Origin of the sequence: Oricola sp. (assembly GCF_022763245.1) — a bacterium.
Lineage (GTDB): Bacteria > Pseudomonadota > Alphaproteobacteria > Rhizobiales > Rhizobiaceae > Oricola.
On record NZ_JALEGV010000011.1, the window covers coordinates 258,679 to 283,928 of the forward strand.

21 protein-coding genes are annotated in these 25,250 nt (G+C 67.4%); 12 read left to right on the forward strand and 9 right to left on the reverse strand.

The window, feature by feature from the left end; all coding sequences use genetic code 11:
- Positions 1-11: 11 nt before the first annotated feature.
- Genes MRY80_RS04020 through MRY80_RS04040 form a run of 5 tightly spaced genes read right to left on the reverse strand, consistent with a single transcriptional unit; the run spans position 12 to position 5,446 of the window.
- Positions 12-1,043, reverse strand: coding sequence for a phosphotransferase family protein (locus tag MRY80_RS04020; protein WP_293288297.1), 1,032 nt, complete (start codon positions 1,041-1,043; stop codon positions 12-14).
- On the reverse strand, positions 1,040-2,644 hold the full coding sequence (locus MRY80_RS04025) for an AMP-binding protein (RefSeq protein WP_293288299.1): 1,605 nt from the start codon (positions 2,642-2,644) through the stop codon (positions 1,040-1,042). The genes MRY80_RS04020 and MRY80_RS04025 overlap by 4 nt, the downstream gene beginning before the upstream one ends.
- On the reverse strand, positions 2,644-3,858 hold the full coding sequence (locus tag MRY80_RS04030) for an acyl-CoA dehydrogenase family protein (RefSeq protein WP_293288301.1): 1,215 nt from the start codon (positions 3,856-3,858) through the stop codon (positions 2,644-2,646). Before MRY80_RS04030 ends, MRY80_RS04025 begins: the two co-directional genes overlap by 1 nt.
- A gap of 8 nt (positions 3,859-3,866) precedes the next feature.
- Complete coding sequence (locus MRY80_RS04035) at positions 3,867-4,604, reverse strand: glucose 1-dehydrogenase (RefSeq protein WP_293288303.1); 738 nt, start codon at positions 4,602-4,604, stop codon at positions 3,867-3,869.
- A 17-nt stretch (positions 4,605-4,621) separates the two neighbouring features.
- Entirely contained in the window at positions 4,622-5,446 is an 825-nt protein-coding gene (locus tag MRY80_RS04040; protein WP_293288305.1) for a cyclase family protein, read from the reverse strand.
- A gap of 158 nt (positions 5,447-5,604) precedes the next feature.
- Between MRY80_RS04040 and MRY80_RS04045 the strand changes: the two genes are divergently transcribed.
- Positions 5,605-6,618, forward strand: coding sequence for an aminopeptidase (locus MRY80_RS04045; protein WP_293288307.1), 1,014 nt, complete (start codon positions 5,605-5,607; stop codon positions 6,616-6,618).
- 17 nt (positions 6,619-6,635) lie between these two features.
- Here MRY80_RS04045 and MRY80_RS04050 read toward each other — a convergent pair whose 3' ends face one another.
- On the reverse strand, positions 6,636-7,820 hold the full coding sequence (locus MRY80_RS04050; RefSeq protein ID WP_293288309.1) for a CaiB/BaiF CoA-transferase family protein: 1,185 nt from the start codon (positions 7,818-7,820) through the stop codon (positions 6,636-6,638).
- Positions 7,821-8,004: 184 nt separating this feature from the next.
- Here MRY80_RS04050 and MRY80_RS04055 point away from each other — a divergent pair, with 184 nt between their 5' ends.
- The 10 genes from MRY80_RS04055 (at position 8,005) to MRY80_RS04100 (ending at position 19,840) form a co-directional block, all read left to right on the forward strand.
- A complete protein-coding gene (locus tag MRY80_RS04055; RefSeq protein WP_293288310.1) occupies positions 8,005-8,862 on the forward strand; it encodes a MaoC family dehydratase in 858 nt (285 codons plus the stop codon).
- Position 8,863: 1 nt separating this feature from the next.
- Positions 8,864-9,277, forward strand: a complete 414-nt coding sequence (locus tag MRY80_RS04060; protein WP_293288312.1) for a Zn-ribbon domain-containing OB-fold protein — start codon at positions 8,864-8,866, stop codon at positions 9,275-9,277.
- Positions 9,274-10,455, forward strand: a complete 1,182-nt coding sequence (locus MRY80_RS04065) for a thiolase (protein ID WP_293288314.1) — start codon at positions 9,274-9,276, stop codon at positions 10,453-10,455. The genes MRY80_RS04060 and MRY80_RS04065 overlap by 4 nt, the downstream gene beginning before the upstream one ends.
- On the forward strand, positions 10,448-11,902 hold the full coding sequence (locus tag MRY80_RS04070; protein WP_293288316.1) for an NAD-dependent succinate-semialdehyde dehydrogenase: 1,455 nt from the start codon (positions 10,448-10,450) through the stop codon (positions 11,900-11,902). Before MRY80_RS04065 ends, MRY80_RS04070 begins: the two co-directional genes overlap by 8 nt.
- A gap of 31 nt (positions 11,903-11,933) precedes the next feature.
- Complete coding sequence (locus MRY80_RS04075; protein WP_293288318.1) at positions 11,934-12,878, forward strand: SDR family NAD(P)-dependent oxidoreductase; 945 nt, start codon at positions 11,934-11,936, stop codon at positions 12,876-12,878.
- Positions 12,879-12,885: 7 nt separating this feature from the next.
- Positions 12,886-14,025: an acyl-CoA dehydrogenase family protein gene (locus MRY80_RS04080; RefSeq protein ID WP_293288320.1), complete on the forward strand. Its 1,140-nt coding sequence runs from the start codon at positions 12,886-12,888 to the stop codon at positions 14,023-14,025.
- Complete coding sequence (locus tag MRY80_RS04085; RefSeq protein WP_293288322.1) at positions 14,022-16,493, forward strand: CoA transferase; 2,472 nt, start codon at positions 14,022-14,024, stop codon at positions 16,491-16,493. Before MRY80_RS04080 ends, MRY80_RS04085 begins: the two co-directional genes overlap by 4 nt.
- Before the next feature lie 113 nt (positions 16,494-16,606).
- Positions 16,607-17,248, forward strand: a complete 642-nt coding sequence (locus MRY80_RS04090) for a TetR/AcrR family transcriptional regulator (protein ID WP_293288324.1) — start codon at positions 16,607-16,609, stop codon at positions 17,246-17,248.
- On the forward strand, positions 17,232-18,800 hold the full coding sequence (locus tag MRY80_RS04095) for a long-chain-fatty-acid--CoA ligase (RefSeq protein WP_293288326.1): 1,569 nt from the start codon (positions 17,232-17,234) through the stop codon (positions 18,798-18,800). Before MRY80_RS04090 ends, MRY80_RS04095 begins: the two co-directional genes overlap by 17 nt.
- A 47-nt stretch (positions 18,801-18,847) precedes the next feature.
- Entirely contained in the window at positions 18,848-19,840 is a 993-nt protein-coding gene (locus MRY80_RS04100) for an SDR family NAD(P)-dependent oxidoreductase (RefSeq protein ID WP_293288328.1), read from the forward strand.
- Between the two features lie 4 nt (positions 19,841-19,844).
- Here the strand turns inward: MRY80_RS04100 and MRY80_RS04105 are convergent, their stop codons facing one another.
- Positions 19,845-20,840 (reverse strand): NADPH:quinone oxidoreductase family protein, encoded by a 996-nt coding sequence (locus MRY80_RS04105; RefSeq protein WP_293288330.1) that lies wholly within the window; start codon positions 20,838-20,840, stop codon positions 19,845-19,847.
- 146 nt (positions 20,841-20,986) lie between these two features.
- Between MRY80_RS04105 and MRY80_RS04110 the strand changes: the two genes are divergently transcribed.
- Positions 20,987-22,390 (forward strand): CoA-binding protein, encoded by a 1,404-nt coding sequence (locus MRY80_RS04110; protein WP_293288332.1) that lies wholly within the window; start codon positions 20,987-20,989, stop codon positions 22,388-22,390.
- Positions 22,391-22,405: 15 nt separating this feature from the next.
- Here the strand turns inward: MRY80_RS04110 and MRY80_RS04115 are convergent, their stop codons facing one another.
- Positions 22,406-23,413 (reverse strand): CapA family protein, encoded by a 1,008-nt coding sequence (locus MRY80_RS04115; RefSeq protein ID WP_293288334.1) that lies wholly within the window; start codon positions 23,411-23,413, stop codon positions 22,406-22,408.
- Positions 23,413-25,239, reverse strand: a complete 1,827-nt coding sequence (locus tag MRY80_RS04120) for a CocE/NonD family hydrolase (protein WP_293288336.1) — start codon at positions 25,237-25,239, stop codon at positions 23,413-23,415. Before MRY80_RS04120 ends, MRY80_RS04115 begins: the two co-directional genes overlap by 1 nt.
- Positions 25,240-25,250: the final 11 nt, after the last annotated feature.

A 25,250-nucleotide genomic window follows, 5' to 3' on the forward strand; every position in this document is an offset into this window, starting at 1 on the left:
TGGCTGAAGCCTCAGAGGGCGTGCGCGTTTCCGTCCAGCACTTCGCGCGCCCGGCAGGCGAAGCGATGCGCAAGCGGCGCATAGCGCGCCGCCTCCGGGTCCGCGGCGGTGCCGGCCGCGGCACGGTCGGCGATGCCCACGAAGATCACCGCGAAGCGGAACAGTGCGAAGGCGAGATGGAAGGGCTCCGGCTCGGGCACCTCCGCCAAAAGCCGCCGATAGGCGGCGACGAATTCCGCTTCCGACGGGATACCCTCGCTGACGGCACCCAGGATGCCGCCATACTCGTCGGGCGATGTGTGCCAGGGCATGCAGCAGAAGGCGAGGTCGGCGAGCGGATGGCCGAGCGTCGACAATTCCCAGTCGAGCACCGCGATCACCCTCGGCTCGGTCGGATGCACCAGCATGTTTCCGAGACGGAAATCGCCATGCGCGACGGACACCAGTCCGTCATCGTCAGGAAGATTGTCGCCAAGCCAGCCCGCCAGTTCGTGCAGCACGGGGTCGGGCGCAGAAACGGACGCATGCAACTGCGTCGTCCAACGATGGACCTGCCGGGCGAAATAGCTGCCCGGTTTGCCGTAAGTCTCCAGCCCGACATCGTCCGGACGAATGCGGTGCAGCCGCGCCAGCGTCTCCGCCATCGAGACGTAGAGCGCGCGCCTCTCGTCGGGAGACAGATCCGGCAGCCTGCAGTCGGAAAACACGCGCCCCTCGATGAACGCCATCAGGTAGAAGGGCGTACCCAACACCGACGGGTCCGCCTCGAAGCGGATCGGCTCCGGCACGGGAACGTCGGTCCCGTACAAGGCGCTCAAAACGCGAAATTCGCGATCGACGGCATGCGCGCCGCGCAGGATGTCCCCGTTCGGCTGCTTCCTGAGCACCATGCGGCGGCCGCCATGGGCGAAGATGTAGGTCGGGTTCGACTGGCCGCCGCCGATCCGCTGCAGCTCGATCGAGCCGGAGGGGTTCGCGCCGAAGACACGATCGAGATATCGCTCGAAGGCCGGCAGGTCGAAATCGGGGGCCGTCTCGCTCATGGGTGCGCCGCCTCCTCGCGCGCCTGTTCGCGCAGCTTGAACTTCTGGATCTTGCCGGTCGCCGTCTTCGGCAGGTCGCAGAAGACGATGTGCTTCGGCGCCTTGAAATGCGCCATGTTCGCCCGGCAATGCGCGATCAGCTCGTCCACCGTCGGCGCGTGACCGGCCTTCACCTCGACGAAGGCGCAGGGCACCTCGCCCCATTTCGGGTCCGGACGCGCCACGACCGCAGCAAGGCCCACCGCGTCATGCATGTGCAGGACGCTCTCGATCTCCAGGCTCGAAATGTTCTCGCCGCCGGAGATGATGATGTCCTTGGCACGGTCGCGGATCTCGATCTCGCCCGTCGGATGCATGACGGCGATGTCGCCGGTTCTGAAGAAGCCGTCTCCGAGCGAAGCATGCGTCGAGTCGGCGTCGCGGTGGTAGCCCGCCATCAGCGTGTTGCCGGTCAGCGCGATCTCGCCGGAGGTGGCGCCGTCCGCAGGCACGTCGCTTCCGCCGTCGTCGAGCACCCTGATCATGTTGGCGGTGAGATGGCTGACGCCTTGCCGCGCCAGCAACCGTGCCCGCTCTTCGGCCGGCAACGCCATCTCGCTCTCGTCCAGCCGCCTGAGCGACGTCGGTCCGTAGCACTCGGTCAGGCCGTAGAGATGGATGAAGTTGAAATTGATCGCGTCCATGCGGCCGATCAGGGCGCTCGTCGGCGCGGCCCCGCCCGAGGCGACCGTCACCCGGCGCGGCGCCGACCAGCCGGATGCCGCTTCATGGCCGAGGATCATGTACAAGACGACCGGCGCACAGGACATGTGCGTGACGTCGTGACGCGCGATCGTGTCGATGATCAGCGCGGGATCGACCTTGTCGAGGCAGACATGCACGCCGCCCGCCGCCGTCACCGCCCAGGTGTGGCACCAGCCGTTGCAGTGGAACATCGGCAACGTCCACAGATAGCGCGTATCGGGGCCGAGGCCGAGCGAGGCGATGTTGCCGAGCGCGTTCAGATAGGCCCCGCGATGATGCAGCACCACGCCCTTGGGCGAGCCGGTCGTGCCGGAAGTGTAGTTCAGCGCGATCGGCGTCCATTCGTCCGCAACGGCGCCCGCCAGTTCGCCGACGGTCTCGTCCGATCGTCCGAGCAGGGAGAGATCGGGCCCGCTCGTGCCGTCCTCCGAAAACTGAGCGAGCGGCAGGCCCGCCATGGCCGCCGCCGCCGCGGCGACGTCGGCAGACCCCGGATCACACAGGAAATGGCGGCTTTCGGCGTGTTCGAGGATCCAGGCGACAGCGCCGGCGTCGAGCCGCGTGTTGATGGCGTTCAGCACGGCGCCCAGCGCGGGAACCGCGAAATGGGCCGCCAGCATTTCCGGCCGGTTGCCGCACATGACGGAGACCACGTCCCCCGCCTTGACGCCGCACGCGGCGAGATGCGCCTTCAGCCGGGCGACCACGACGCCGAACTCGCGGTAGCTCCAGCTCCCGTCGCGCCACACCACGGCGGGCCGATCGGGTGTGTTGCGACAGGCCCGGTCGAGAAAGTCGAGCGGCGTCAGCGCCCTGTAGTTCGCCGGTCGGCGCGACAGGTGTGCGGCGGCGACCATCAGGCGCCGTCCTGCGCCACCGGCCAGCGCCAGAAATCCATGCCCTGATCGCTCAGGTGGCGGCTCAGCACCATGCGATGCACCTCGTCGGCGCCGTCCACCAGCCGCGCCTGGCGGGCGTAGCGATAGATCCACTCCAGCACCGTGTCCTTGGAATAGCCCCGCGCGCCGTTGATCTGGATCGCGGTGTCGGCGGCGCGATGCAGCAGGTTGGCGACATGGACCTTGGCCGTGGAAACCTCCTTCTGCGCATAGCCGCCACGGTCGAGTTCCCAGGCCGCCTTCATGACCAGCAGGCGTCCGACCTCGATGTCGGCGCACAAGGTGCCGAGCATGATCTGCACGCTCTCGCGATCCGCCAGGCGAATACCGAAGCCCTGGCGCCTTCCGGCATATTCGCTGGCGATCTCGACGCAGCGCTTGGCCAGCCCCAGCCAGCGCATGCAATGGGTCAGCCGCGCGACGCCCAGACGCGTCTGGACGACCTTCATCCCCCGCCCCTCTTCGAGCAGCACGTTTTCGGCGGGAATGCGCAGCCCGTCGAACCGCAGCTCGCAATGGCCGCCATGCTCCTCCGGTCCCATGATCGGAATGCGGCGAACGATCTCCCAGCCCGGATCATCCTGATGGAACAGGAAACACGTATGGCCACGGCGCCCATCGTCCGAGGTGCGCGCAACGAGGATGAAATGGGCCGCGTCCTCCGCGCCGGTGATGAACCATTTGTGGCCGTGAACCACGTAATCGCCGCCGTCGCGCGTGGCCGTGGTCTGCATCATGCCGGGATCCGACCCGGCGCCCGGATGCGGCTCCGTCATCGCGAAGGCCGAGCGCACCCGCCCGTCGGCGATCGGTTCGAGCCATGTCGCCTTCTGCTCCGGCGTTCCGACCGCCTCCAGCACCATCATGTTGCCGTCGTCGGGCGCTGCGGAATTGAAGGTCACCGGCCCGAAGATGGAGCGGTTCATCTCCTCGTAGCAAACCGCCATGCCGACCCGGCCGACGCCGCGCCCGCCGGCGTCCGTGGAAAGCTGCAGGCACCAGAGGCCCCGCTCGCGCGCCTTGGCGCGGAGTCCCGCCAAAACCTCGGGGCGGATGTTCTCGTGCGCGTCATAGGTGGAAGCGTCCGATTCCAGCGGAAGCAGCTCGCTATCGACGAATTCGGCGATCTGCCGGCGCAAATCCTCGATGTGACGGGGAATTGTGAAATCCATGGTCAACCTCACAGACTGGAGACGAGATGCCCGCCATCGACCGCGAGCACGGAGCCGGTCATGTAGGACGCACCCTCAGAGCATAGCAGACGCAGCGGCGCGTCCAGATCGGACATTCGGCCAAGCCTGCGCTGCGGGATACGGCGAATGAGGGCCTGGCCGGCATCCGTCGCGAAGAAATCGGCATTGATCGGGGTTTCGACATAGCCGGGGCAGAGCGCGTTGACGCGGATCCCGTACCGGGCCCATTCCAGTGCCAGCGCCTTGGTCAGTTGCACGACGCCGGCCTTCGACGCCGCATACGCGGCCACGTTGCCGGCCACCCGCAGGCCCAGGATAGAGGCGATGTTGACGATCGCGCCGCCCCCGGTCTCCCGCATCCGCCGGGCCGCCGCCTGCGCGACGCAGAACGTCCCCTTCAGGTTCGTATCGACAACCTGCTCGAACGCTTCATGATCGATCTCCAGCGCCGGGCCACTGCCGCTGATGCCGGCGTTGTTCACGACGACGTCGATCCCACCCTCGATCGCCTCGAAGGCCGCGGCCACCGAGGCGGGATCGGCGACATCCATCTCGACGACGGCGACCGATCCGCCGCCGGCCTCGATCTCGCTCGCGATGACGGTCAGGCGGTCGCGCCGGCGCGCGGTAAGGATCACGTGCGCGCCGTCTTCGGCCAGCACGCGTGCGAAATGTTCGCCCAGGCCGCTGGACGCCCCCGTTATCAGGATCGTTCTTTTTGACACTCTTTGGCTCCGCCCGTTCAGCAAACCGCGACCGGCCGCAGCGGCGACGCGGTGGCCCCGCGCGTGCGCAGCGGCAGCGCCAGGAAGAGAAAGCTATGAACCTGCGCCTCGGCAAGCCCCTCGAGATCCAGATTCTCCATGATGTGGATGCGCCGTTCCATCAGCATCAGCCGGTGGACAGGCGCCGCCTCGGTCACCGGGCCCTTTTCGAAGACCGCCGTGTCGCTCCCGACCAGGCCGACGCACCGGTCCGCGAGCCACGTGCCGGCGTTCAATCCGGGGCCCGGCGTCTCCTCGGCGATGTAGGCCCCGGTCTCCCAATGGCGCGCCCAACCCGTGCGGATCAGCGCGACATCGCCCGGCTTCACGTCGAGGTCGTGCAGATGCGCCGCCCGCTCCATCTCGTCGGCCGTGACGACGTGGTCGCCGTCGAGTGTCGCGACACCGTTCAACGCGGCGATGTCGAAGAGAACGCCGCGGCGGATATAGGGAGCGAGCTGCGCCGCGTCCCCGTCCGCCTCCCCGCGCTCCAGCCTCTCATTGTCGACCGGCGTGCCGTCGAACATCGCGCCGCAATGAGACACATGGCAGAGCGCGTCGATATGCGTGCCCGTATGCCCGCCGAAGGACCAATGGCAGCTGGCTGAGCTCGCGCCGTCGCCGCGGACGCGGTCGCCATGCTTGCGAAACAGCGCGACCTCGAAATCCGGATGGGTCGGATAATGGGGCATCTGCGTTTGGAACACGCGCCCCAGCTCGATGATCCTGCCCTTGGCGACCGCAGCACTCGCGCGGCGCCACTCCTCCAGGTCGAGTTCGTGAATTGTGTCCATAACCGTCATGACTTCTACCCATCAGTAGGCATTCGCTTTGATATTGGAGCCCCCGACGGGTGTCAACGCCTATCGGTTCGCGGGAAGATGAAGCAGCGAGGGAGATTTCATTTGAAGAAACCTACCAACGGGTATATTCACCCGGATCAAACCAGGAGGGAGCAAGAATGCCGATGCTGACGCCACGAAGCGACGCGGACAAGGTCGCCCAACTCGCAGAGATCGTCGTCGACACGCTGCTCGCAACGCGGCCCGACGAGAAGGTCGTGATCGTGACGGACGTTTCCGGCATGGCCGAGAACGGCGACATCGTCGAGGCGATCGCGGCGAAAAGCCGCGCGGCGCAGGCCGAGGTCCTGCTTGTCGAGATGAACGACAACCCGCGCAGAGGCGGTGAATACCTGCCGGAGGGCGTGCAGAAGATGATGCCGGGGCAGGACATCATCATCAGCCTCACGCGAACAACTTCGGCGCCGCTTCCTCACCACCAGGTTCCGATCGGGCTGATCCGATCCGGCCAGGCGCGCGGCGTCTTCATGGTCAAGCGCAGCCGCGCCGACCTGCTCGACACATGCGTTCTGGAGGCCGACTACGCCGCCATGTCGAAAGTCGCCAATTTCTGGCAGGCCGCCTTCCAGGACGGCGAGACCGTGCGCGTGACGTCGCGGGCCGGCACCGACCTGACCGCCAGCATCAAGGGCCAGCCCTCGCACCGCTCCAATTTCGCCCACGAGCCCGGCCGCATGTCGCCCTGCAACTGGGGCGAGGTCTATCAGGGGCCGGTGGTCGGCACCACGAACGGACGCTTCGTCTGCGACGGGCCGATCCTTGGTTTCGAGTGGCCGAAGGAGCCGGTCGTCGTCGAGATCGAAAACGGGCTGGCGACCTCCGTCACCGGCGATCCCGAGGTCTCGGCCGCGCTGTGGAAGCTGATCTGCGACAACGAGAACGGCGCGAACATCGCCGAGATCGCCCTCGGCATCAACGCCAAGGCCAATGATCACAGCTGCAACACCTACAAGAAGGGCCTCGGGCGGCTGCACATCGCGGTCGGCAACGGCCTCGTCTACAATCAGGACGTCAATTCCGACATTCACATCGACCTGATCATGCACAAGCCGACGGTGGAAATCGACGGCACCGTGATCTTGCGCGAGGGCGTCTCCACCCAGGACGACTAGGCAGCCGGGCCCGCCGCCTATTCGAGCGGCCCGGCCTCGCCCGCCTGCACGTCGTCTTCGTGCCGCACCACGCCGCGCTGCTCCAGATCGGCGATCTCGTCCGCGGAAAACCCCATGTCCGCGAGCACCTCGCGGGTCTGCTCGCCGACGAAGGGAGACGGCGACGCGACACTGCCGGGCGTACGGCCGAAACGCGGCGCCGGCGCCGGCTGAAGCGCGCCCCCGATATCGACGAAGGCCTCTCGGGCAACGGCCTGCTTGTCGCGAGCGGCCTCGTTGAAACCCAACACTGGCGTGAGGCAGGCGTCGCTTCCCTCGGTCAGCGCGCACCACTCCGCGCTGTCGCGCGTCAGGAATATCCGCTCCAGACGACCGCGAAGTTCCGGCCACATCGTCCGGTCGTTGCGCTTCGTGCGCAGTTCCTCGTCGTCGATGCCGCAGAGGTCGAGGAACTGCTCCCAGAACTGCTGCTCGATCGCGCCGAGAGAGACGAACTTCCCGTCCCTGCAGCGATAGCAGCGATAATAGGGCGCACCGCCGTCGAAGATGTTGGCTTCGCGTTCCGGGCGCCAGAGCCCCTTGTTGTGATAGGACCAGATCATGCTGGCGAGCAGGCTGCTTCCCTCCGACATCGCCGCGTCCACGACCTGACCCTGCCCCGATGTCGAGCGCTCGACCAGCGCCGCCAGGATGCCCGCCACCAGCAGCAGCCCGCCGCCGCCGAAATCGCCGACGAGGTTCAGCGGCGGCACGGGACCGTGCTCCTGCGTGCCCACGGTCGCGAGAATGCCGGTCGTGGCGATGTAGTTGATGTCGTGGCCGGCCTCCATCCGGCGCGGGCCGTCCTGGCCCCATCCGGTCATCCGGCCGTAGACCAGCCGCGGATTGCGGGCAAGGCAGGTCTCCGGGCCGAGGCCGAGCCGCTCCATCACGCCCGGTCGATAGCCTTCGAGCAGGATGTCAGCCTTGTCGATCATGCGCAGCGCCACGTCGGTCGCGCCCGGCGCCTTGAGGTCGAGCGCCATGGAGCGGCGGCCGCGATTGAGGATGTCGCCGCGCGTCTGGTTCCAGCGCTGGCCCGGCCGGTCGATGCGCACCACCTCGGCACCCATGTCCGCCAGCCACATGGCCGCGAAGGGCCCGGGACCGACGCCCACGAATTCCACTGCAGTAATGCCCTTGAGAGGACCGAAGCGCTCCATTGCAACCACCTTCAATATACCTGATGGTAGGTTATGAGCGCTACGAACGGGTCTTTCAACCTCGGAATTTCGGATTTTCCGCTGATCTTGTCGCTATTTCACCGCGCGCGTTGACAGGTATCCTACCCAATGGTAGGTGCCTAGTCAGGCCGACATTCAGGACGGCGAAGCGCGGAGGAGCGGTGTGCTCGACTACGAAACGGTGATGAACTGGAAATTCGAGGATGTGAGGCAGTCCTACACCGTCCGCGACACGATCCTGTATGCGCTGGGCCTCGGCTACGGCCACGATCCGCTGGACGAAGACGATCTCGACTACCTTCTCGAAGACCGGCTCGTCGCGGTTCCGACCATGTCCGTCGTACTCGGCGGACCGGGCCCCTGGATGACCGATCCGCGCACCGGCATCGACTGGATCAAGAGCCTGCACGGCGAACAGGGGCTGAAGATCTACCGTCCCCTGCCGGCCTCGGGCGACGTCATCGGACGCAATCGCGTCGTCGACATCATCGACAAGGGCGAAGGCCGCGGCGCGCTCCTGATGCTGGAGCGCGACATCGTCGAGGAGAGCACCGGGGAGATCATCGCGACCCGCACCTCCACCTCGTTCCTGCGCGGCGACGGCGGCTGCGGCGCGCCGGCCCGCAAGCAGCCCGTGCCGCATGCCGTGCCCGACCGCAAGCCCGACGAGAGCTACGTGATGGACACCCGGCCCGAGGCCGCGCTCATCTACCGCCTGTCCGGCGACTGGAACCCGATCCACGCGGATCCCCAGAAAGCGAAGAAGGCGGGCTTTGACCGCCCCATCCTGCACGGCCTGTGCACCTATGGCATGATCGGCCGCGCCCTCATCGCCACCGCCTGCGGCAAGGACGTCTCGCGTCTGCGCGCATTCGGCGGCCGCTTCAGCGCGCCCGGCTATCCCGGCGAGACGATCCGGGTCGATATCTGGGACGAGGGCGACGGCCAGTTCGGCTTCGAGGCGCGGATCCCCGAGCGGGACATCGTGATCTTCAAGAACGGCCTGGCGCAGGTGGCCTGAGATGGACGGCGCATATGAGGGCAAGCTGCCCAGGCCGACACCGGAGACGCTGCCGTTCTGGCAAGGCGCGAAAGCCGGCAAGCTGATGCTGCCGTGGTGCGAAGACTGCGGTCAGCCGCATTTCTATCCGCGCGCGATCTGCCCTCATTGCCTGTCCGACCGTCTGGACTGGCGTCAGGCCTCGGGGCGCGGCAAGCTGCACACCTATGTCATCAACCACCGCGCGGCGAAGGGCTTTACCGCACCTTACGTGATCGCCGTGGTGGAACTTGCGGAGGGTCCGCGCATGCTGTCGAACGTCGTCACCGAGGGCGAACCGACGCCGGACATGCTGACGATCGACATGGATCTCGAAGTGACCTTCGACCCCGTCACCGACGACATCACGCTTCCGCGCTTCAGGCCTGCGCCATGACCGGAAAGCTCTCCCGCACTTGCGCCATCGTCGGCGCGGCCGAGACCGACACGATCGGCAAGCTTCCCGGCATGTCGCGACTGGCGATCCATGCCCAGGCCGCGAAGAACGCGCTGGCCGACGCCGGATTGTCGCTGCAGGACGTCGACGGACTGTTCTGCGCGCCGGCGGGCCCGAACGAACTGTCGGAATATCTGAACATCGTGCCCCGATACGTCGACGGCACGAGCGTCGGCGGCTGCTCCTACATGATCTTCGTGCGCCACGCGGTCGCCGCGATCGCCGCCGGCTACTGCGACGTCGCTCTGATCGTGCATGGCGAGAGCGGACGGAGCGGCATCGACATGCCGGGGCTCGACGGCCCGGCCAGCCCCAACGGCCAGTTCGAACAGCCCTTCGGAACGCGCGGCGCGCCGACGACATATTCCCTGCCCGTCCTGCGCCACTTCCATGAATACGGCACGACGAAACGCCAGATGAGCCATGTGCCGGCGGCGACACGCGAATGGGCCGTCCTGAACCCGCGCGCGATGATGCACGACAAGGGGCCGATCACGCCCGAGGACGTCGAGGCGTCGCCGCTCGTCTGCTATCCGTTCAACCTGCTCGACTGCTGCCTTGTCGCCGATGGCGGCGGCGCGCTGGTCATCACCTCGGCCGAACGCGCCAGGGACATGAGGCAGAAGCCGATCCACGTTCTCGGCACCGGCGAAGCGACGGCGCATCGCCAGGTCTCCATGATGCGCGATTTCACGACGTCGGACTCCACCGTCCTGTCCGGCAAGGCCGCCTTTGCCGAGGCGGGCCTCGATCACGCCGACATCGACCACCTGATGCTCTACGACGCCTTCAGCTTCACGCCGATGCTGTTCCTGGAGGATCTCGGCTTCGTGGCCAAGGGCGAGGCCGGCGCCTTCGTGTCGGAAACCCGCACGGGCCCCGACGGCAAGCTGGTCTACAAGACCGGGCCGGGCGGCGACCTGCCCATGAACACAAATGGCGGCGGCCTCAGCTATTGCCACAGCGGCCGCTACGGCATGTACGCGCTGATCGAGGCCGTCACGCAATTGCGCGGCGACGCCGGCGCGCGGCAGGTCGAGGGCATCGAAACTTCGCTCGTCCATGGGCCGGGCCGCCAGTTCGCGGCCGCAGGAACGGTGATCCTCGCCAATGCTTGACGCAACCAACCGATACAGCGCGCTGAAACTGTTCATCGACGGCGAATGGACAGACGGCACCGGCGACCGCGCGATCGCGGTGGAAAACCCGTCCACCGGCGAGACGCTCGGCGACCTGCCGGCCGCGTCCGCCGACGACATCCGGCGGGCCATCGCCGCCGCAGAGGCGGGCTTTCAGGTCTGGCGCAACACACCGGTCAGGGAGCGCGCCGCGCTCATGCACCGCGCCGCCGGCATCATCCGAAGCCGCGCCGGCGAGATGGCCGCTTTGATGGCGCTGGAACTCGGCAAGCCGGTGAAGCAGGGCCCCGCCGAGATCGGCCGCGCGGCCGAACACTTCGAATGGCACGCCGAGCAGGCGCTGCGCACCTTCGGCGAGACCATCCCCGCCGCGCCCGGCATCACCAACACCGCGCTGCGCGTGCCGGTCGGCCCGGTCGCCGCCTTCACGCCCTGGAACGGGCCCGGCGCCTCGCCGGCGCGCAAGATGGCGGCCGCGCTCGGCGCCGGCTGCTCGGTCGTCATCAAGCCGGCCGAGGAAACGCCGGCGACGGCCATCGTCCTCGTCGAATGCCTCGTCGAAGCGGGCCTGCCGAAGGGCGTCGTCAACATGCTGTTCGGCGATCCGGCCGAGATCTCGGCGGCGCTGATCGCGTCCAGGACCATCCGCATGCTCACCTTCACGGGCTCCGTCCCGGTCGGACGGCACCTCGCCGTCGAGGCCGGAAGGCATCTGAAGCCCTGCATCCTGGAGCTCGGCGGCCACTCCCCCGTCATCGTCTGCGAGGACGCCGATCCGCTCGCCGCGGCCGACGCGTCGATCCTGCCGAAGTTCCGCAACGCCGGCCAGATCTGCATCTCGCCCACCCGGTTCTTCGTCCACGAGACGATCGCGGAGGCGTTCACCGAGCGCCTGATCGCCGGCGCCGAGGCCCTGAAACTCGGCGACCCGCTCGGCGCCGAAACCGACGTCGGACCGATGATCCACGCCCGCCGCCGCGACGCCGTGCACACGCTCGTCTCCCAGGCCGTCGAAGCCGGCGCGACGCTGCGCACCGGCGGCAGGCCCATGGAAGGCGATGGATATTTCTACCCGCCGACCGTGCTGACGGACCTGCCCGACACTGCCCGGATCCTGACCGAGGAGCCCTTCGGCCCGGTCGCGCTCGTGCAGTCTTTTTCTGACCTCGACGACGCCATCGAACGCGCCAACGGCACCGATTACGGCCTCGCGGCCTACGCCTTCACCGGCTCGAGCGAGGCCGCGGCGAGGATCACGGACGGCGTCGAAACGGGCATCTTGTCGATCAATCACTTCGGCGGCGCGAACCCGGAAATCCCCTTCGGCGGGGTCAAGGACAGCGGCTACGGCCGCGAAGGCGGAAGCCATTGTTTCGACGGCTATCTCGTCGCGAAATCCGTCTCTCACAGGACACGCGCGGCCTGACGCCGGCACAGCAATCACGGAGGTTGGAACCATGCATTTCAAGAACAGGGCGGCTATCGTGACGGGCGGGGCCCGCGGAATCGGCCGCGCCATCGCCGAGGAACTCGCCAGGCAGGGCGCCAAGGTCGTCATCATGGATCCCGGCACGGGCAAGGACGGCGAAGGCGGCGAAGGCGCAAGCCCGGCCGAAGAGGCCGTACAGGCAATCCGCGACGCCGGTGGTGAGGCCATCGTCGCAGCCGAATCCGTCGCCGATCACGACGCCTGCGGCCGCACAGTGCAGCTCTGCAAGGACACCTTCGGTTCGGTCGACATCCTGATCAACAATGCCGGCGTGCTGCGCCCCAAGATGATCTGGAACATGCCGGTCGAAAACTGGGACATCGTCGTCAACACGCATATGCGCGGCACGTTCTCGATGATCCACCACGCCGCGCCGCACATGCGCGAGGCGCGCTGGGGCCGGATCGTCAACATGGGTTCCGAAGCGTGGCGCGGCACCGTCGGAGGCGTGAACTACGGCGCGGCCAAGGGCGGCAACTTCTCCATCAGCCGGTCGATGGCGCGCGAACTGGGCAAATACGGCGTCACCGCGAACACCATCTGCCCGGCGGCCGCGACACGGCTGACGCTCGACGAGGCGGTCAAGGAAGGCTTCCGCAAGCGCCTCGAGGCCGGCCTCGTCACCCAGGAGCGCTACGACGCCGTGGTCAACATGGGCGGGCCCGAGCACATCGCCCCCTTCGTCGCCTATCTCTGCTCCGACGCGGCCGCCAACATCAACGGGCAGGCCTTCCGGGTCGAGGAAGGCCGGGTCGCGATCTACAACGAGCCCGAGATCAAGGCGAGCCTCGTGAAGGCGGACAAGGGCATCTTCACCTTCGACGAACTGTCGCGCATGGTCCCGCAGGCGCTGCTGCAGGGCTACGTCAATCCCTCGCCGGCCGAAGACGCCGATGCCAAGGCTGCGGAGTGACCCGGCGATGATGGAAGACCGCGCGATCTACGGCCCCGAATACGAGGAGCTGCGGCGTTCCACCCGCAAGTTCTTCGAGCAGGAACTGCTGCCCAACATCGACCAATGGGAAACCGACGGCATCATTCCCAAGGAACTCTGGCTGAAGGCCGGCGCGATGGGCCTGCTCTGCCCCACCGTGTCGGAGGAGTATGGCGGCTTCGGCGGCGATTTCCTGCATCTCTCCGTCATCGACGAGGAGCTGGGCTACACCGGCCAGGCGAGCTTCACGATCCAGACCCACACCGACATCGTCGCCGCCTATGTCGAGGCCCTCGGCACCGAGGAGCAGAAGCGCCGCTGGCTGCCGCGCATGGTCAAGGGCGAACTGATCGGCGCGGTCGCGATGACCGAGCCGCAGGCCGGCTCCGATCTCAAGGCGATCGCCACCACCGCCAGGCGCGACGGCGACCACTTCGTCATCAAGGGGCAGAAGACCTACATCACCAACGGCATCAATGCCGACTTGATCATCGTGGTCTGCAAGACCGCGCCCGAACTTGGCCGCAAGGGCGTCAGCCTGATCGTCATTGAGGCCCCGGCTGAGGGTTTCGAGCGCGGCAAGCGGCTGAAGAAAATGGGCATGAAGGCGTCCGACACGGCGGAACTGTTCTTCGACGACGTCCGCGTGCCTGTGGAGAACCTGCTCGGCACCGAGAATGCCGGCTTCAAGCAGGTGATGCACGAAATTCCGAAGGAACGGCTGTCGATCGCGACCATCGCCATGGCCGCCTCGCAAAAGGCCTTCGACATGACCGTCGCCTACGTCAAGGACCGCGAGGTCTTCGGCAAGCCGCTGGTCGAGTTCCAGAACACCCAGTTCAAGCTGGCCGAACTCAAGACGCAGTTGCAGGTCGGATGGGCGCATCTCGACTGGTGCATCGCCAGGCACCTCAAGGGCGAACTGACGTCGGACGAGGCCGCCGCCGCCAAGCTGTTCAACACCGAGCTGCAATGCCGGATGGTCGACGAATGCCTGCAGTTGCATGGCGGCTGGGGCTACATGGCAGAAACGCCGATCGCCCGCATGTACACCGACGCGCGCGTGCGGCGCATAGCCGGCGGCAGTTCCGAAATCATGAAGACGCTGATCGCGCGGACACTATGAAGAGCGACACGCCCGACATCCGCCCGCTTGCCGGGCTGCGCGTCCTCGACCTGTCGACGGTCGTCGCGGGTCCCTACGGTTCGGACATCCTCGCCTATCTCGGCGCGGAGGTGATCCGCGTCACCCCGAAGACGGCCGCACCCGGGATCGGCACGCGCGAGCCGCATGCGTCCGTCACCGATGCGGACGGGTTCGTCTACGCCTTCCAGCGCAACAAGAAGTCGGTCGCGCTCAACCTGAAGGACGCAGACGGCAAGGCCGCGTTCCTGCGCCTCGTCGAGGGCGCGGACATCGTCTACGACAATTTCCGCCCCGGCGTGACGGCGCGGCTCGGCATCGACCATGCCGCCCTGAAGGCGGTCAATCCGCGCATCGTTTCCTGCTCGATCAGCGGCTATGGCGCGCAAGGCCCCTGGGCGCAGGTGGGCGCATACGACGTCACCGTTCAGGCGCTGAGCGGCGGCATGAGCATCACCGGCACGAACGACACGCAGGGCATGCCCTGCCGCTGGGGCGTCCCGGTCGGCGACATCACCGGCGCGTTCTACGCCGTCATCGGCATTCTCGCGGCGATCGAGGAACGCAGCCGCACCGGGACCGGCCAGGCGGTCGAGATCTCGCTGCTCGACGGGCAATTGGCGCTCAACACCTACCGGGTGCCGCAGGCCTTCGGCGCAGGCGTCTCCTTCGGCGCGCCCGCCCCGCGCCGCGGCGGCGCCGGCAGCGTGCCCTACGGCCCCTTCCTGTGCGGCGACGGCAGCTGGATCGTCATCGGCGTCTCCTCCAATTTCTGGAGCCGTTTCTGCCACGCCGTCGGCCTGCCGGACCTGATCGAGGATCCCCGCTTCGACACGCTGGAAAACCGCAACGCGAACCAGCGCGAACTGGACCCCTTGATCGAGGCGCGCCTCGCGCAGGATACCGCGAGCGCCTGGCAGGACAGATTGATCGAAGCCGGCGTGCCCGTCGGCAAGGTCAACACGATCCGCGAGGCCTTCGACCAGCCGCAGGCGCACGCGCGCAACATGACGGTGTCGCTGGAAGGCGCGGAAGGCGTCCGAACCGCCGGATCGCCGATCCGCTTCATCGGCGAGGAAACGCCGCGCTTCGGTGCACCGACGCCCGACGGCGCCGACAATGACGAACTCCTCGGCGAGATCCGTTCGCCCTCCGCAGAAACGCCGTCGCAAGACGTGCAATCCGACATCGCGGCGCTCGCTGCGCAGGATGGCCCGCTCAACGGCCTACTCGTGCTGGAATTCTGCGGCGACGAGCCGAGCGGCACCTTCGGCACGCAGATGCTGGCCGATCTCGGCGCCACCGTCGTCAAGATCGAGCGCATGCCGAAGCGCACCGAGGCCGAAGACCTGGTCGGGATGCGCGTCTCGCCGCAAGTCGCCTATTATTTCGGCCTCAACCGCAACAAGCGCTCGATCTGCCTCGACCTGAAATCGGACGCAGGCCGCGACGCGGTGCTGAGGCTCGTCCGTCGCGCCGACGTGGTCTACGACAATTACAAGGGCGGCGTGATGGAGCGGCTGGGCCTCGACCCCGACAGCTTGCGCGCGGTCAACCCGGACGTGGTCACCTGTTCGGTCTCCGGCTTCGGCAAGACGGGGCCTTGGTCGCATCTGCCCGCATTCGACGCCACGATCCAGGCGCTGGGCGGCGGCATGAGCATAACGGGAACGGGCGAAGCCGGCACCATGCCGGTGCGCTACGGCAACCCGATCGGCGGCATCGCCGGGGCGTTCTACGCCGTCATCGGCATTCTCGCGGCCTTGCGCCGCCGCCGGGCGACCGGCCGCACGGCCTCGCTCGACATCGCGCTCCTCGACATCCAGCTCGCCATGCATGGCTACCGGGTCGCGCCGGCCCTGTCCGGTCGCGACTACCCCGCGGTACAACGACGCGGCGGCAGCGGCGCCCTGCCCTACGGCCCCTTCAAATGCGCCGACGGCCGCTGGTTCGTCCTCGGCATCACCGGGCAGTTCTGGCCGGCCGTGGCGCGCGCATTCGGCCATCCCGAGTGGATCGAGGACGAAAGGTTCGTCACCGAGGCGGACCGGCAGGCCAACGAAGACGCGCTCAACGCGCTGGTCGAGACGGTCATGGCCACCGAAAGCGCGGAGGAATGGCAGCGCCGCTTCGTCGATCTCGGCATTCCCGGCGCGACGGTGAAGAGCATCGCCGAGGCCTATGATCACCCCCATGTCGCACCCCGCAACATGCTGGAAAGCTTCGATCATCCGCTCGGCGGCCGGTTGAAGGTCGCCGGCACGCCGGTCAAGCTCTCCGCCCATGCGTTCGAAGGTTTCCGGCATGCGCCGGCGCTGGGCGAAGACACGCTGCGGATCCTCACCGGGCTTGCCGGTCTGAGCCGCGAAGAGGCCGAATCGCTGCGCGCTTCCGGCGCCGCATGGTGGCTCGACGATGGCTTCACCTATGCCCGGCCGAGCGTGGTCTAGCGCATGAGACGCCGTCCCCGTCACTTTCCCGTTCACATCGGACATCGCCATGGCGACGCCGATGCCCCGACGCTATGCTACCCGCGGTTCAAAAGACACGAGGGTTCAGCGACATGACCGGAAAGACTGCGACGGAGACGGAGCGCAATGGCGACGAACGGGAAGCCAAACGGCTGACGATCCTGAAGGCGGCGGCCGCGTTCTTCAACAGCCGCGGCTTCCACAACACCTCGATGGCCGACGTCGCCGAGGCGCTCGGGGTCAGCAAGCCGTTTCTCTACTACTACCTGAACGACAAGGAAGACCTGATCTTCCAGTGCTCGCGCATCGCCACGATGCAGCTGCACGAATTGCTGGACGAGGTCCGCGCCGCCGACGTCAACGGCAAGCAACGGCTCGAAATGCTGTTCCGCCGCTACGCGCGCGTCATGACGACCGATTTCGGCATCTGCCTGATCCGGTCCACCGCGCCCGGAAGCCTGAATTCCAAGAGCCGGGACACGCTGTGGACCGGACGCCGCCGCCTGAACCACGAAGTCGAGCGGATCGTCGCCGAAGGCATCGCCGACGGCTCCATCCGCAGCTGCGATCCCCGCATGCTCTCCTTCGCGATGTTCGGCGCCTTCAACTGGCTGAGCTACTGGTACGACGAGAACGGACGCAAATCGCCGGAGATGATCGCCGAGGACTTCCTCGACTTCTTCTTCCGGGGCGTCGGAATGAAAGGTGAGACAAGAGATGATGCGGGTTCATGACTGGTTCGAGTATCATGCACGAAGCAGACCGGACATTCCCTTCCTGCGCCAGGACGGGGTCAGCCTCAGCTACCGCGACGCTGACCTGAAGGCCAATCGCTGGGCCAACGCGATGATCGCGCGGGGCCTCCAGCCGGGCGACCGCATCGCCTACCTCTCCACCAACACCATCGATATGGGCGTCATGTACATGGCATGCGCCAAGGCCGGGGTCGCCCCGGTCATGCTGAACTACCGCCTCGCGCCCCGCGAATGGCTGTGGATCCTCCAGGACGCCGAGGTGAAGGCCGCCTTCGTCCATGGCGGCAGTTATCTGGACGGCATCGACACCATCCGGGACCAACTGCAGGGCGTCGACGCCTTTGTCAGCGTCGGCACGGACACACGCGAGGGCTGGCAGCCGCTCGACGCGTTCATCGGCGACAGCGAGGCCTCCGCCCCCCGCCTGCCGCTGACGCAGCACGACCTCCTCTACCTGATCTACACCAGCGGGACGACGGGTCACCCCAAGGGCATCATGATCAGCCACCAGAACGTCATCGCCCATGTCGAGCAGTCGATGTGCGCGTCGGTGGCGGCGCGCGCGCCCGGTTCGCGGGCGCTGGTGGTCACGCCGCTCTATCACGCCGCCGGCGTGCTGCGGATCATGACCGCGGCGATCAACGGCGGAACCGTGGTGTTGATGGAACACTTCGACCCGGAGGCGTTTCTGGAAACCGTGGTCGCCGAGAAGATCAACACCGTGAACATGGTGCCGTCCATCGTCCAGACGCTGCTGGAGCATCCGGGCATCGAGGACATGAACTTCGACAGCCTGCAGGTGATCTATTACGGCGCCGCGCCGATCGGCGAACCGGTCCTGCGCCGCGCGCTTGCCACCTTCCAGTGCCCGCTCATCCAGGGCTACGGCCTTTCGGAATCCACCGGCGGCATCGCCTATCTGAACGAGGTCGATCACCAGAAGGCGCTGCAAGGCCGCCCCGAGCTTCTGAAATCCACCGGCCGCGCCGTCGTTCTCGCCGACATACGGGTCGTCGACGGCGACGGAAACGAGGTGCCGGCCGGCACCGTCGGCGAACTGGTGATACGCGGCCCCAACGTGATGAAGGGCTATTGGCGCAACCCGGAGAAGACGGCCGAAACCATCGTCGACGGCTGGCTGCATTCCGGCGACGCAGCCTATCTCGACGCCGAGGGCTATGTGTTCCTGCAGGACCGCATCAAGGACATGATCGTGTCCGGCGGCACCAACATCTATCCCAACGAGATCGAAAGCGCGCTTCTGGAGCACGACGACATTCTCGACGTCGCGGTGATCGGTGTCCCACACGAGAAGTGGGGCGAGGCGGCGCTCGCGATCTGCGTGACGCGATCCGGCAACACACTGCCGGCGGACGCCCTGATCGGGTTCTGCCGCGACCGGCTGGGCGGCTACAAGATCCCGCGCCAATACGAATTCGTGCGCGAACTGCCGCGCAACGCCAGCGGCAAGATCCTGAAGCGGGTCCTCAGGGAGCCGTACTGGAAGGGTCGCGAACGCGCCATCGCCTGAGCGCGACAAGGCACGACCGAACACACATTCAGATGGAGGAGCATCGCGTGGCCGACGACACCCAAACTGCGCCGACAAACTACCGGGGGGAACCCCTGATCACCTCGAGGTTCGACACCACCACCACCGCGGAGGAGGTGATCGCGGACAAGGATCTGTCCAGCCGAAATGCCATCGTCACCGGCGGCGGCAGCGGCATCGGCCGCGAAATCGCGCGCGGCCTCGCCATGGGCGGCGCCGAGGTCGTGATCGCCGATGTCGATATCGACACGGCCACGGCCACCGCAGGCGCCATCAATTCCGAACTCGGTCGCGACACGGTCACCGCCCGCAAGGTCGACCTGGCCGCCTTCGCCTCGATCGACACCTTCGCCGACGACTATCTCGGCTCGGGCACGAAACTGGACATCCTGATCAACAATGCGGGCGTGATGGCTCCGCCGCTGCGGCGCACGGCCGAAGGCCACGAATTGCAGCTCGGCATCAATCACCTCGGCCACTACAGGCTGACGCAAGGCCTCCTGCCGGCCTTGCGGTCGGGCGACGGCGCGCGCGTCGTCTGCGTCTCGTCGATCGGGCATCGCCGCTCCGACATCATCTACGACGATCCCGACTACCTGACCCGTCCCTATGACCGATGGGAAGCCTACGGGCAGTCCAAGACCGCCTGCGCGCTGATCACCATCGCGCTCGGCGAACGGCTGTCCGGCGACGGCGTGTTCGTGAACACGATGAATCCCGGCGGCTCGATGACCGGCCTGCAGCGCTTCCTGACCGAGGAGGAGCAGCGCGAACTCGGCTGGATCGACGAGAACGGCAAGGTGCTCGCCCGCTGGCGCACCCCGGCGCAATGCGCCGCCACCTCGGTGTGGATCGCCACGGCCGACGAGACGCGGGGCGTCAGCGGTCGCTATTTCGAGGATTGCAACGAGTCTGCCACCTGGACGCCGGAGCGCCCGATGAACGGCACGCTGCCGCATCTCAACCGGGAAAACGCCGAGCGGCTGCACGCATTGACCGAGCGCCTGGTCGCGGGCTGAAACCTCAAGGCTCGAGCACGACGTGCCCGAGCCGCCCGCGGTCCTCGACGAGCCGGAACGCTTCGCCGACATTCGACAACGACAGCCGCGCAAAAACCTTCGGATTGATCCGGCCTGCGGCCAGCCAGGCGCCGAGCGTGTCGAAGATCGCGCGCACCTCGCCCTCGTAGCGGTCGCGGGCGTCGATCTTGTAATAGCCCATATAAAGGCCGCAAACGGAGATGTTCTTCACCAGGATCAGGTTCGCCGCGACCTCGGGAATGCGTCCCGACGCGAAGCCGAGCGGCACGATCCGGCCCTCCGGCGCAAGGCACCGGATCGACTGCGTGAACAACTCCCCACCCACCGTGTCCAGCACCGCGTCGACGCCCTTGCCGCCGGTGGCCGCCCTCACAGCGTCCCGCAGCGTGGCCGGGTCCGAGGCGAGAACCACGTCCGCGCCCCGGCCGCGCACCCATGCGCGCCGCTCCTCGGTAGAGGCCGTGGCGATGACCCGCACGCCCAGTTCGCGCGCGATCTCAACGGCCGCGGACCCGGCCCCGCCCGCCGCGCCATGCACGAGCAGGGTCTGGCCCGCGCGAAGGTCGAGCAGCCGCGGCCATGTCAGCGCCGCGTAGACGGAATTGTAGGAGGTGTTGATCGCCGTCGCCGCTGCCGCGTCCACGCCGCCGGGGAGCGGATAGACATTGACCGCCGGCGCGACGACCTGTTCCGCCAGCGCGCCGAATTCGACCGATGCGATCACTCGCTGGCCAACCCGGAGCCCGCGCCCAGCGTTGGCCCCGACCTCCAATATCTCGCCGACGACGGTGTTACCCGGGACGAAGGGGAAGTCCGGCTTGCGCTGGTATTTCCCGCGCACCAGGAGGCCGAGAGCATGGCTCACAGGCACGGCCCGCACCGCGATGCGAACCGCGTCTGCCCCGCAGACGGGCACATCCGTCTCGCTGACCGTCAAGTCCCACGGCTCCTGCCAAGCGCGGATGACCACCGCCCGCATGTCGCATCCCTCCCGTTCGTGGCCTCGCCGATGACGCAACCATTTCTACTTATTGGTAGGTTTATTGCGGGAACGCAACTCATTCACTGGACATATCTGGCGCAATGGCGCAACTTCGCGCGAGTATTTGCGGATTCTGTCTACCCATGAGTACCAATTCACCCGAACAATCACGCAAGAACCTGAACCGGTTTCTCGCGCCCCGAAGCATCGCGGTCATCGGCGCCAGCGACCGGCCGGGTTCCCTGGGATTGCGCACCATGCGCAATCTCGAAGCCTATTCGGGACGCCTGTTTCCCGTCAGCCGCCGCCTCGAAAAGATCGGCGACCATCGCTGCTACGCCTCGATGGACGACCTGCCGGACGCGCCGGATTGTGCGATCCTCGCGGTTCCCGCCGCGGCGGTGGAAGCGGAAGTCGAGGCCTGCGCCCGGCGCGGCGTGGGCGGTTGCGTGGTCTTCGCGTCAGGCTACGGTGAACTCGACGACGCCGAATGCGCCGCCGCACAGAAGCGCCTGCGGGACCTCGCCGGCGAGGCTGGCATGCGGCTGCTCGGCCCGAACACGACCGGCTTCGCCAATTTCGCCCTCGGCGCGCATGCGGGTTTCGCCGAATTTCCGGGCGGCGTCGCCGATGGCGGCAAGGGCATCGGGCTGGTGAGCCAATCCGGCGCGCTCGGCCTCGCCCTGGCGCAATCCGCCGAACACGGTACCGGCATCAGCCATGTGCTGACATGCGGCAACTCCGCCGACATCGAGGTCGCGGACCTCGTGTCGTTCCTGACCGACCAGCCCGAAGTCGGCGCCATCGCCTTGACCTTCGAAGGCATCAACTCGCCCGAACGCCTGATCGAAGCCGTCCGCAACGCGACCGCCAGCGGAAAACCCGTCGCAATCTGCCGCGTCGGCGTCACGCCGGCCGGCGCCAGCGCGGTTCGTTGGCACACGGGCACGAACCCGCATGTGGACTATCCGTGGGACGAGAACCTCGCCCAAGCCGGGGCCTCAATTGTCCGTGGTGCGGAGCGATTGGTCGAAACAGCCGCGTTCCTGGCGAAGACGGCCGACCTTGCCCGCCCCTCGGCCGCACCGGCCGTCGCCATCCTTTCGAGTTCCGGCGGTTCGGGCATCCTCGCCGCGGACGGCGCCACGGCGGCAGGGGTGCCGCTCGCCGTCTTCAGCGACGAGACCAGCGCCCTGCTCGCACAGGAACTCCCGTCCTTCGCGTCTCCGCGAAATCCCTGCGACGCCACCGCGCAGGCCACCGCCAACCCGCCCATGGTCACGCGATGCGCCGACATCCTCCTCTCGGATCCGGCGGTCGATTGCCTCGTTCTGCCTTGGGGCAAGGCATGGGATTCAGGCCAGTTCGGCGCTCTGTCCGACCTTGTCGAGGCGCATGGCAAGCCGATCTGCCTTGTCTGGATGAGCCAGTGGCTGGAAGGCCCCGGCGCCGATGCGGCCGAGGCGACGAAGCGGCTCTGCGTCTTCCGCTCGATCGCGGGTTGCTTCTCGGCTCTCGCCACCTGGCGGAAGGCGGACAGCGCCTAGCCAGCACAGGCTGCCTCACGCTCCTGTCTCGAGGCGGGGAACGTCGGTTCGCAAAAGCGAGCAGCCTTCGTCCTCGATCACGAGAATGCCGCCCTCCCACACCGGGTGACCGAGGCGGTCATAGGCCTCGCCCCGCGCGGTGTGGAAGACGAGATTGCCGAGGCTCGGCGCGATGGGCGCGCCCTTGTGATCCGCCATGTCGTAGAGAAATGGCGGCCCCGTGCAGACCACGGCGTCGGCGCCCGCCTCAACGATCCGGCGGCCGAGCGGCACGATCCATTCGGGTGGGCGGCGCCAGTCGCTGGCCCAGTGGTGGTAGTGAAGCGCGACCACGACCTTTTCGGCGGCTTGACGCGCAGTCGCAACGCCTTTGGCCAGGCGGTCGAAATCGCCTTCGTCACACCGCCATATCTCGGCCGGCGCGTCGGCCGCCTCCATCGCGAGACCGTAGAACTCTTCGCGTTCGGTCGGCCGGTCATAGCCGATGGCGCGTCGCAACCGCCGCAACCCCGCCTCGCCGGTTTGCTCCGCGATCGCGCGCATTCGGTCGAGATCGGCTTGCGGCAGCCCGAGGCTGCGGGTCATGCGCAGCGGGTTGACGCCCGGCGTCGCGGGGCCGGCGACGGCCCAGTCGGGTGTCGGGCCGCAATCGGCGGCGATCAGCGCCACGCCGTTGCGCGTCGCGGGCGCCGAGGCTTCGGCGAGTGTCCGGCCGGCGCCTGCGACCGCGAACCCGGCGGCCTGCGCCACCGCGCGCGTGTTGACGATGCCGGCATGGCCGAAATCCCAGGCATGATTGTTGGCGATCGCGAGATGGGTGACCCCGAGATCCGCGAGCATGGACGGCGCGTCGCGATGCGCCGGGTGGACGGTCTTGCGCTTCATCGGCCAGGCGCCGTCCGGCGGCAGGCAGCCCTCGAAATTGCAGATCGCGGCATCCGCCCCGGCGGCGGCCTCCCGAACGCCTGCCGACCAATCGACCGGCCCGTGGATGACCGCCTGGCCGAAGACGACGATCCGCATCAGCGGGCCGCGTGCAGCACCAGCCGCGCACCGTCCGCGCCGCCGAGATGCAGCGTCGTCGTCGCGATCCGCCGGCAGCGCCCGCCACCCTCCGCTTCGCCGCTCTGCGGATTGACGTCGAACTTCGGAAAGTTCGATCCGGCGACGTCGAGGCGGATGCGGTGCCCTGCCTTGAAGAGGTTTGCGACCGGCGTCGCGGCCACCGTGATCGCCACCTTCTCGCCGTCGCGCATCATCGTCGGCGCGGCCCAGTCGTCGCGGTAGCGAAGCCGAAGAATGCCGTCGGTGACATTCATCGCGAAGCCGGCCGGATAATCCGCGTTCGGCGGCGCCCAGTCGATCAGCTTGATGGTGACATCGGCATCCGGAACGTCGGTCGACAGCGTCAGGTGCAATTCGACCGGCCCGGCGATCTCGAAGTCCTCCGCCAGCGGCTCCGTCGCAAAGACGAGCACGTCGGGCCGCGCCGAGAGCGGAAGGAACGGCGGCTTGGCGCCGAACGTCTCCGCCGTCACCACCTGATCGAAGACGCCCCCATCCATCACCGGTTCGCCGGACGTGATGGCGCCGCCGATCGTGGGAACGGGGTTTGCCGGGTCGGTCTGGTAGACGATCTGCGCCGGCGCCGCTTCTCCAGCCTGCAGCGACCCTTCACCCGTCAGATGGAGGGAAACCGGCTGCGTGAAGGAAGGGGGCCAATGCGCGTCCTCGCGCCAGCGCCCGCCATGCCGTCGCCGCCCGGCCTCGTCGCGCAGCCCGTCGCCGCCGCCCATGCAGAACCATCGCGCACCGGACGGTCCCGCCTCGGCCCCGGCGGATTTAAGCCTGCTGTCGAACCAGGCGAGCCGCAAACTGTCGTAATCCTGCGCGATCTGCCCGTCGAGAACGGATGAAGGGCCGAAATCCGCGTCGCCGGCATGGGTCTGGCTGCGCCGGCCATGCAGCCATGGCCCCATCACCAGTTCCGCCGTGCCGCCGGCGGCACGCACGCCCTTGAAATGTTCCAGCATGGTCTCCGCATAGGGGTCGTACCAGCCGCAGATCAGGAACATGGGATAGCGCGCCAGCGTCTCGTAATGCTCGGCGCTGTAGAGTTCCGGCTTGCGCCAGAAATCGTCGAACGCCCCGCGTTCCCATTGGTCGAAGAGGTAGTCCTCATACTCCGGCGCATGGCGCAGCGGCGAGTGGCCCCGCCGCCAGGGCATCGCCTTGAACCAGTCCGAGATGTCCTCGGCATCGAGCGCGGCGGCAACCAGCGGGTCGCGCGCGGCCGGGCTGAGCCGGGCATGCTTGAAGGCCCATGTGACCTGCTTGAGCTCGAAGGCGCCGCCCCGGCGCACGCCGCCCTGATAGGCGTTCCAGAAGCCGCCGGAATCGAGCAGCATCGTCTTCAGCCCCTCGGGCTGGAGAATGGCGAGCGCGGTCTGAGTATGGGCGGAATAGGACAGGCCAAACGTGCCGAAATCGCCGTTGCACCAGTCCTGCTCGCGGGCCCAGGCAAGCGTGTCGAACCCGTCCTCGCCCTCCCCGATATATTTCTGGAAGACGCCTTCCGAGCCGTGTCGGCCGCGGCAGTCCTGCATCATCACGGCATAGCCGGCCCGGGCAAGATCGATGGCGATCTGGCCGTTGCTCTTCGGCTCGCGCCGCGTCACGGTCACCTCGCTGAGGCGCGCCGCGGATTTGTCGTAGGGTGTCCGGTGCAAGATGGTGGGAAAGGCGCCGGGCAGGGGTTCGCCCGCCCGGGCCGGTAGCGTGATGTCCGTCGCAAGGCGGACACCGTCGCGCATCGGGACCATCACGTCCCGCAAGATGATGTAGTCCATGATGGTCCCGT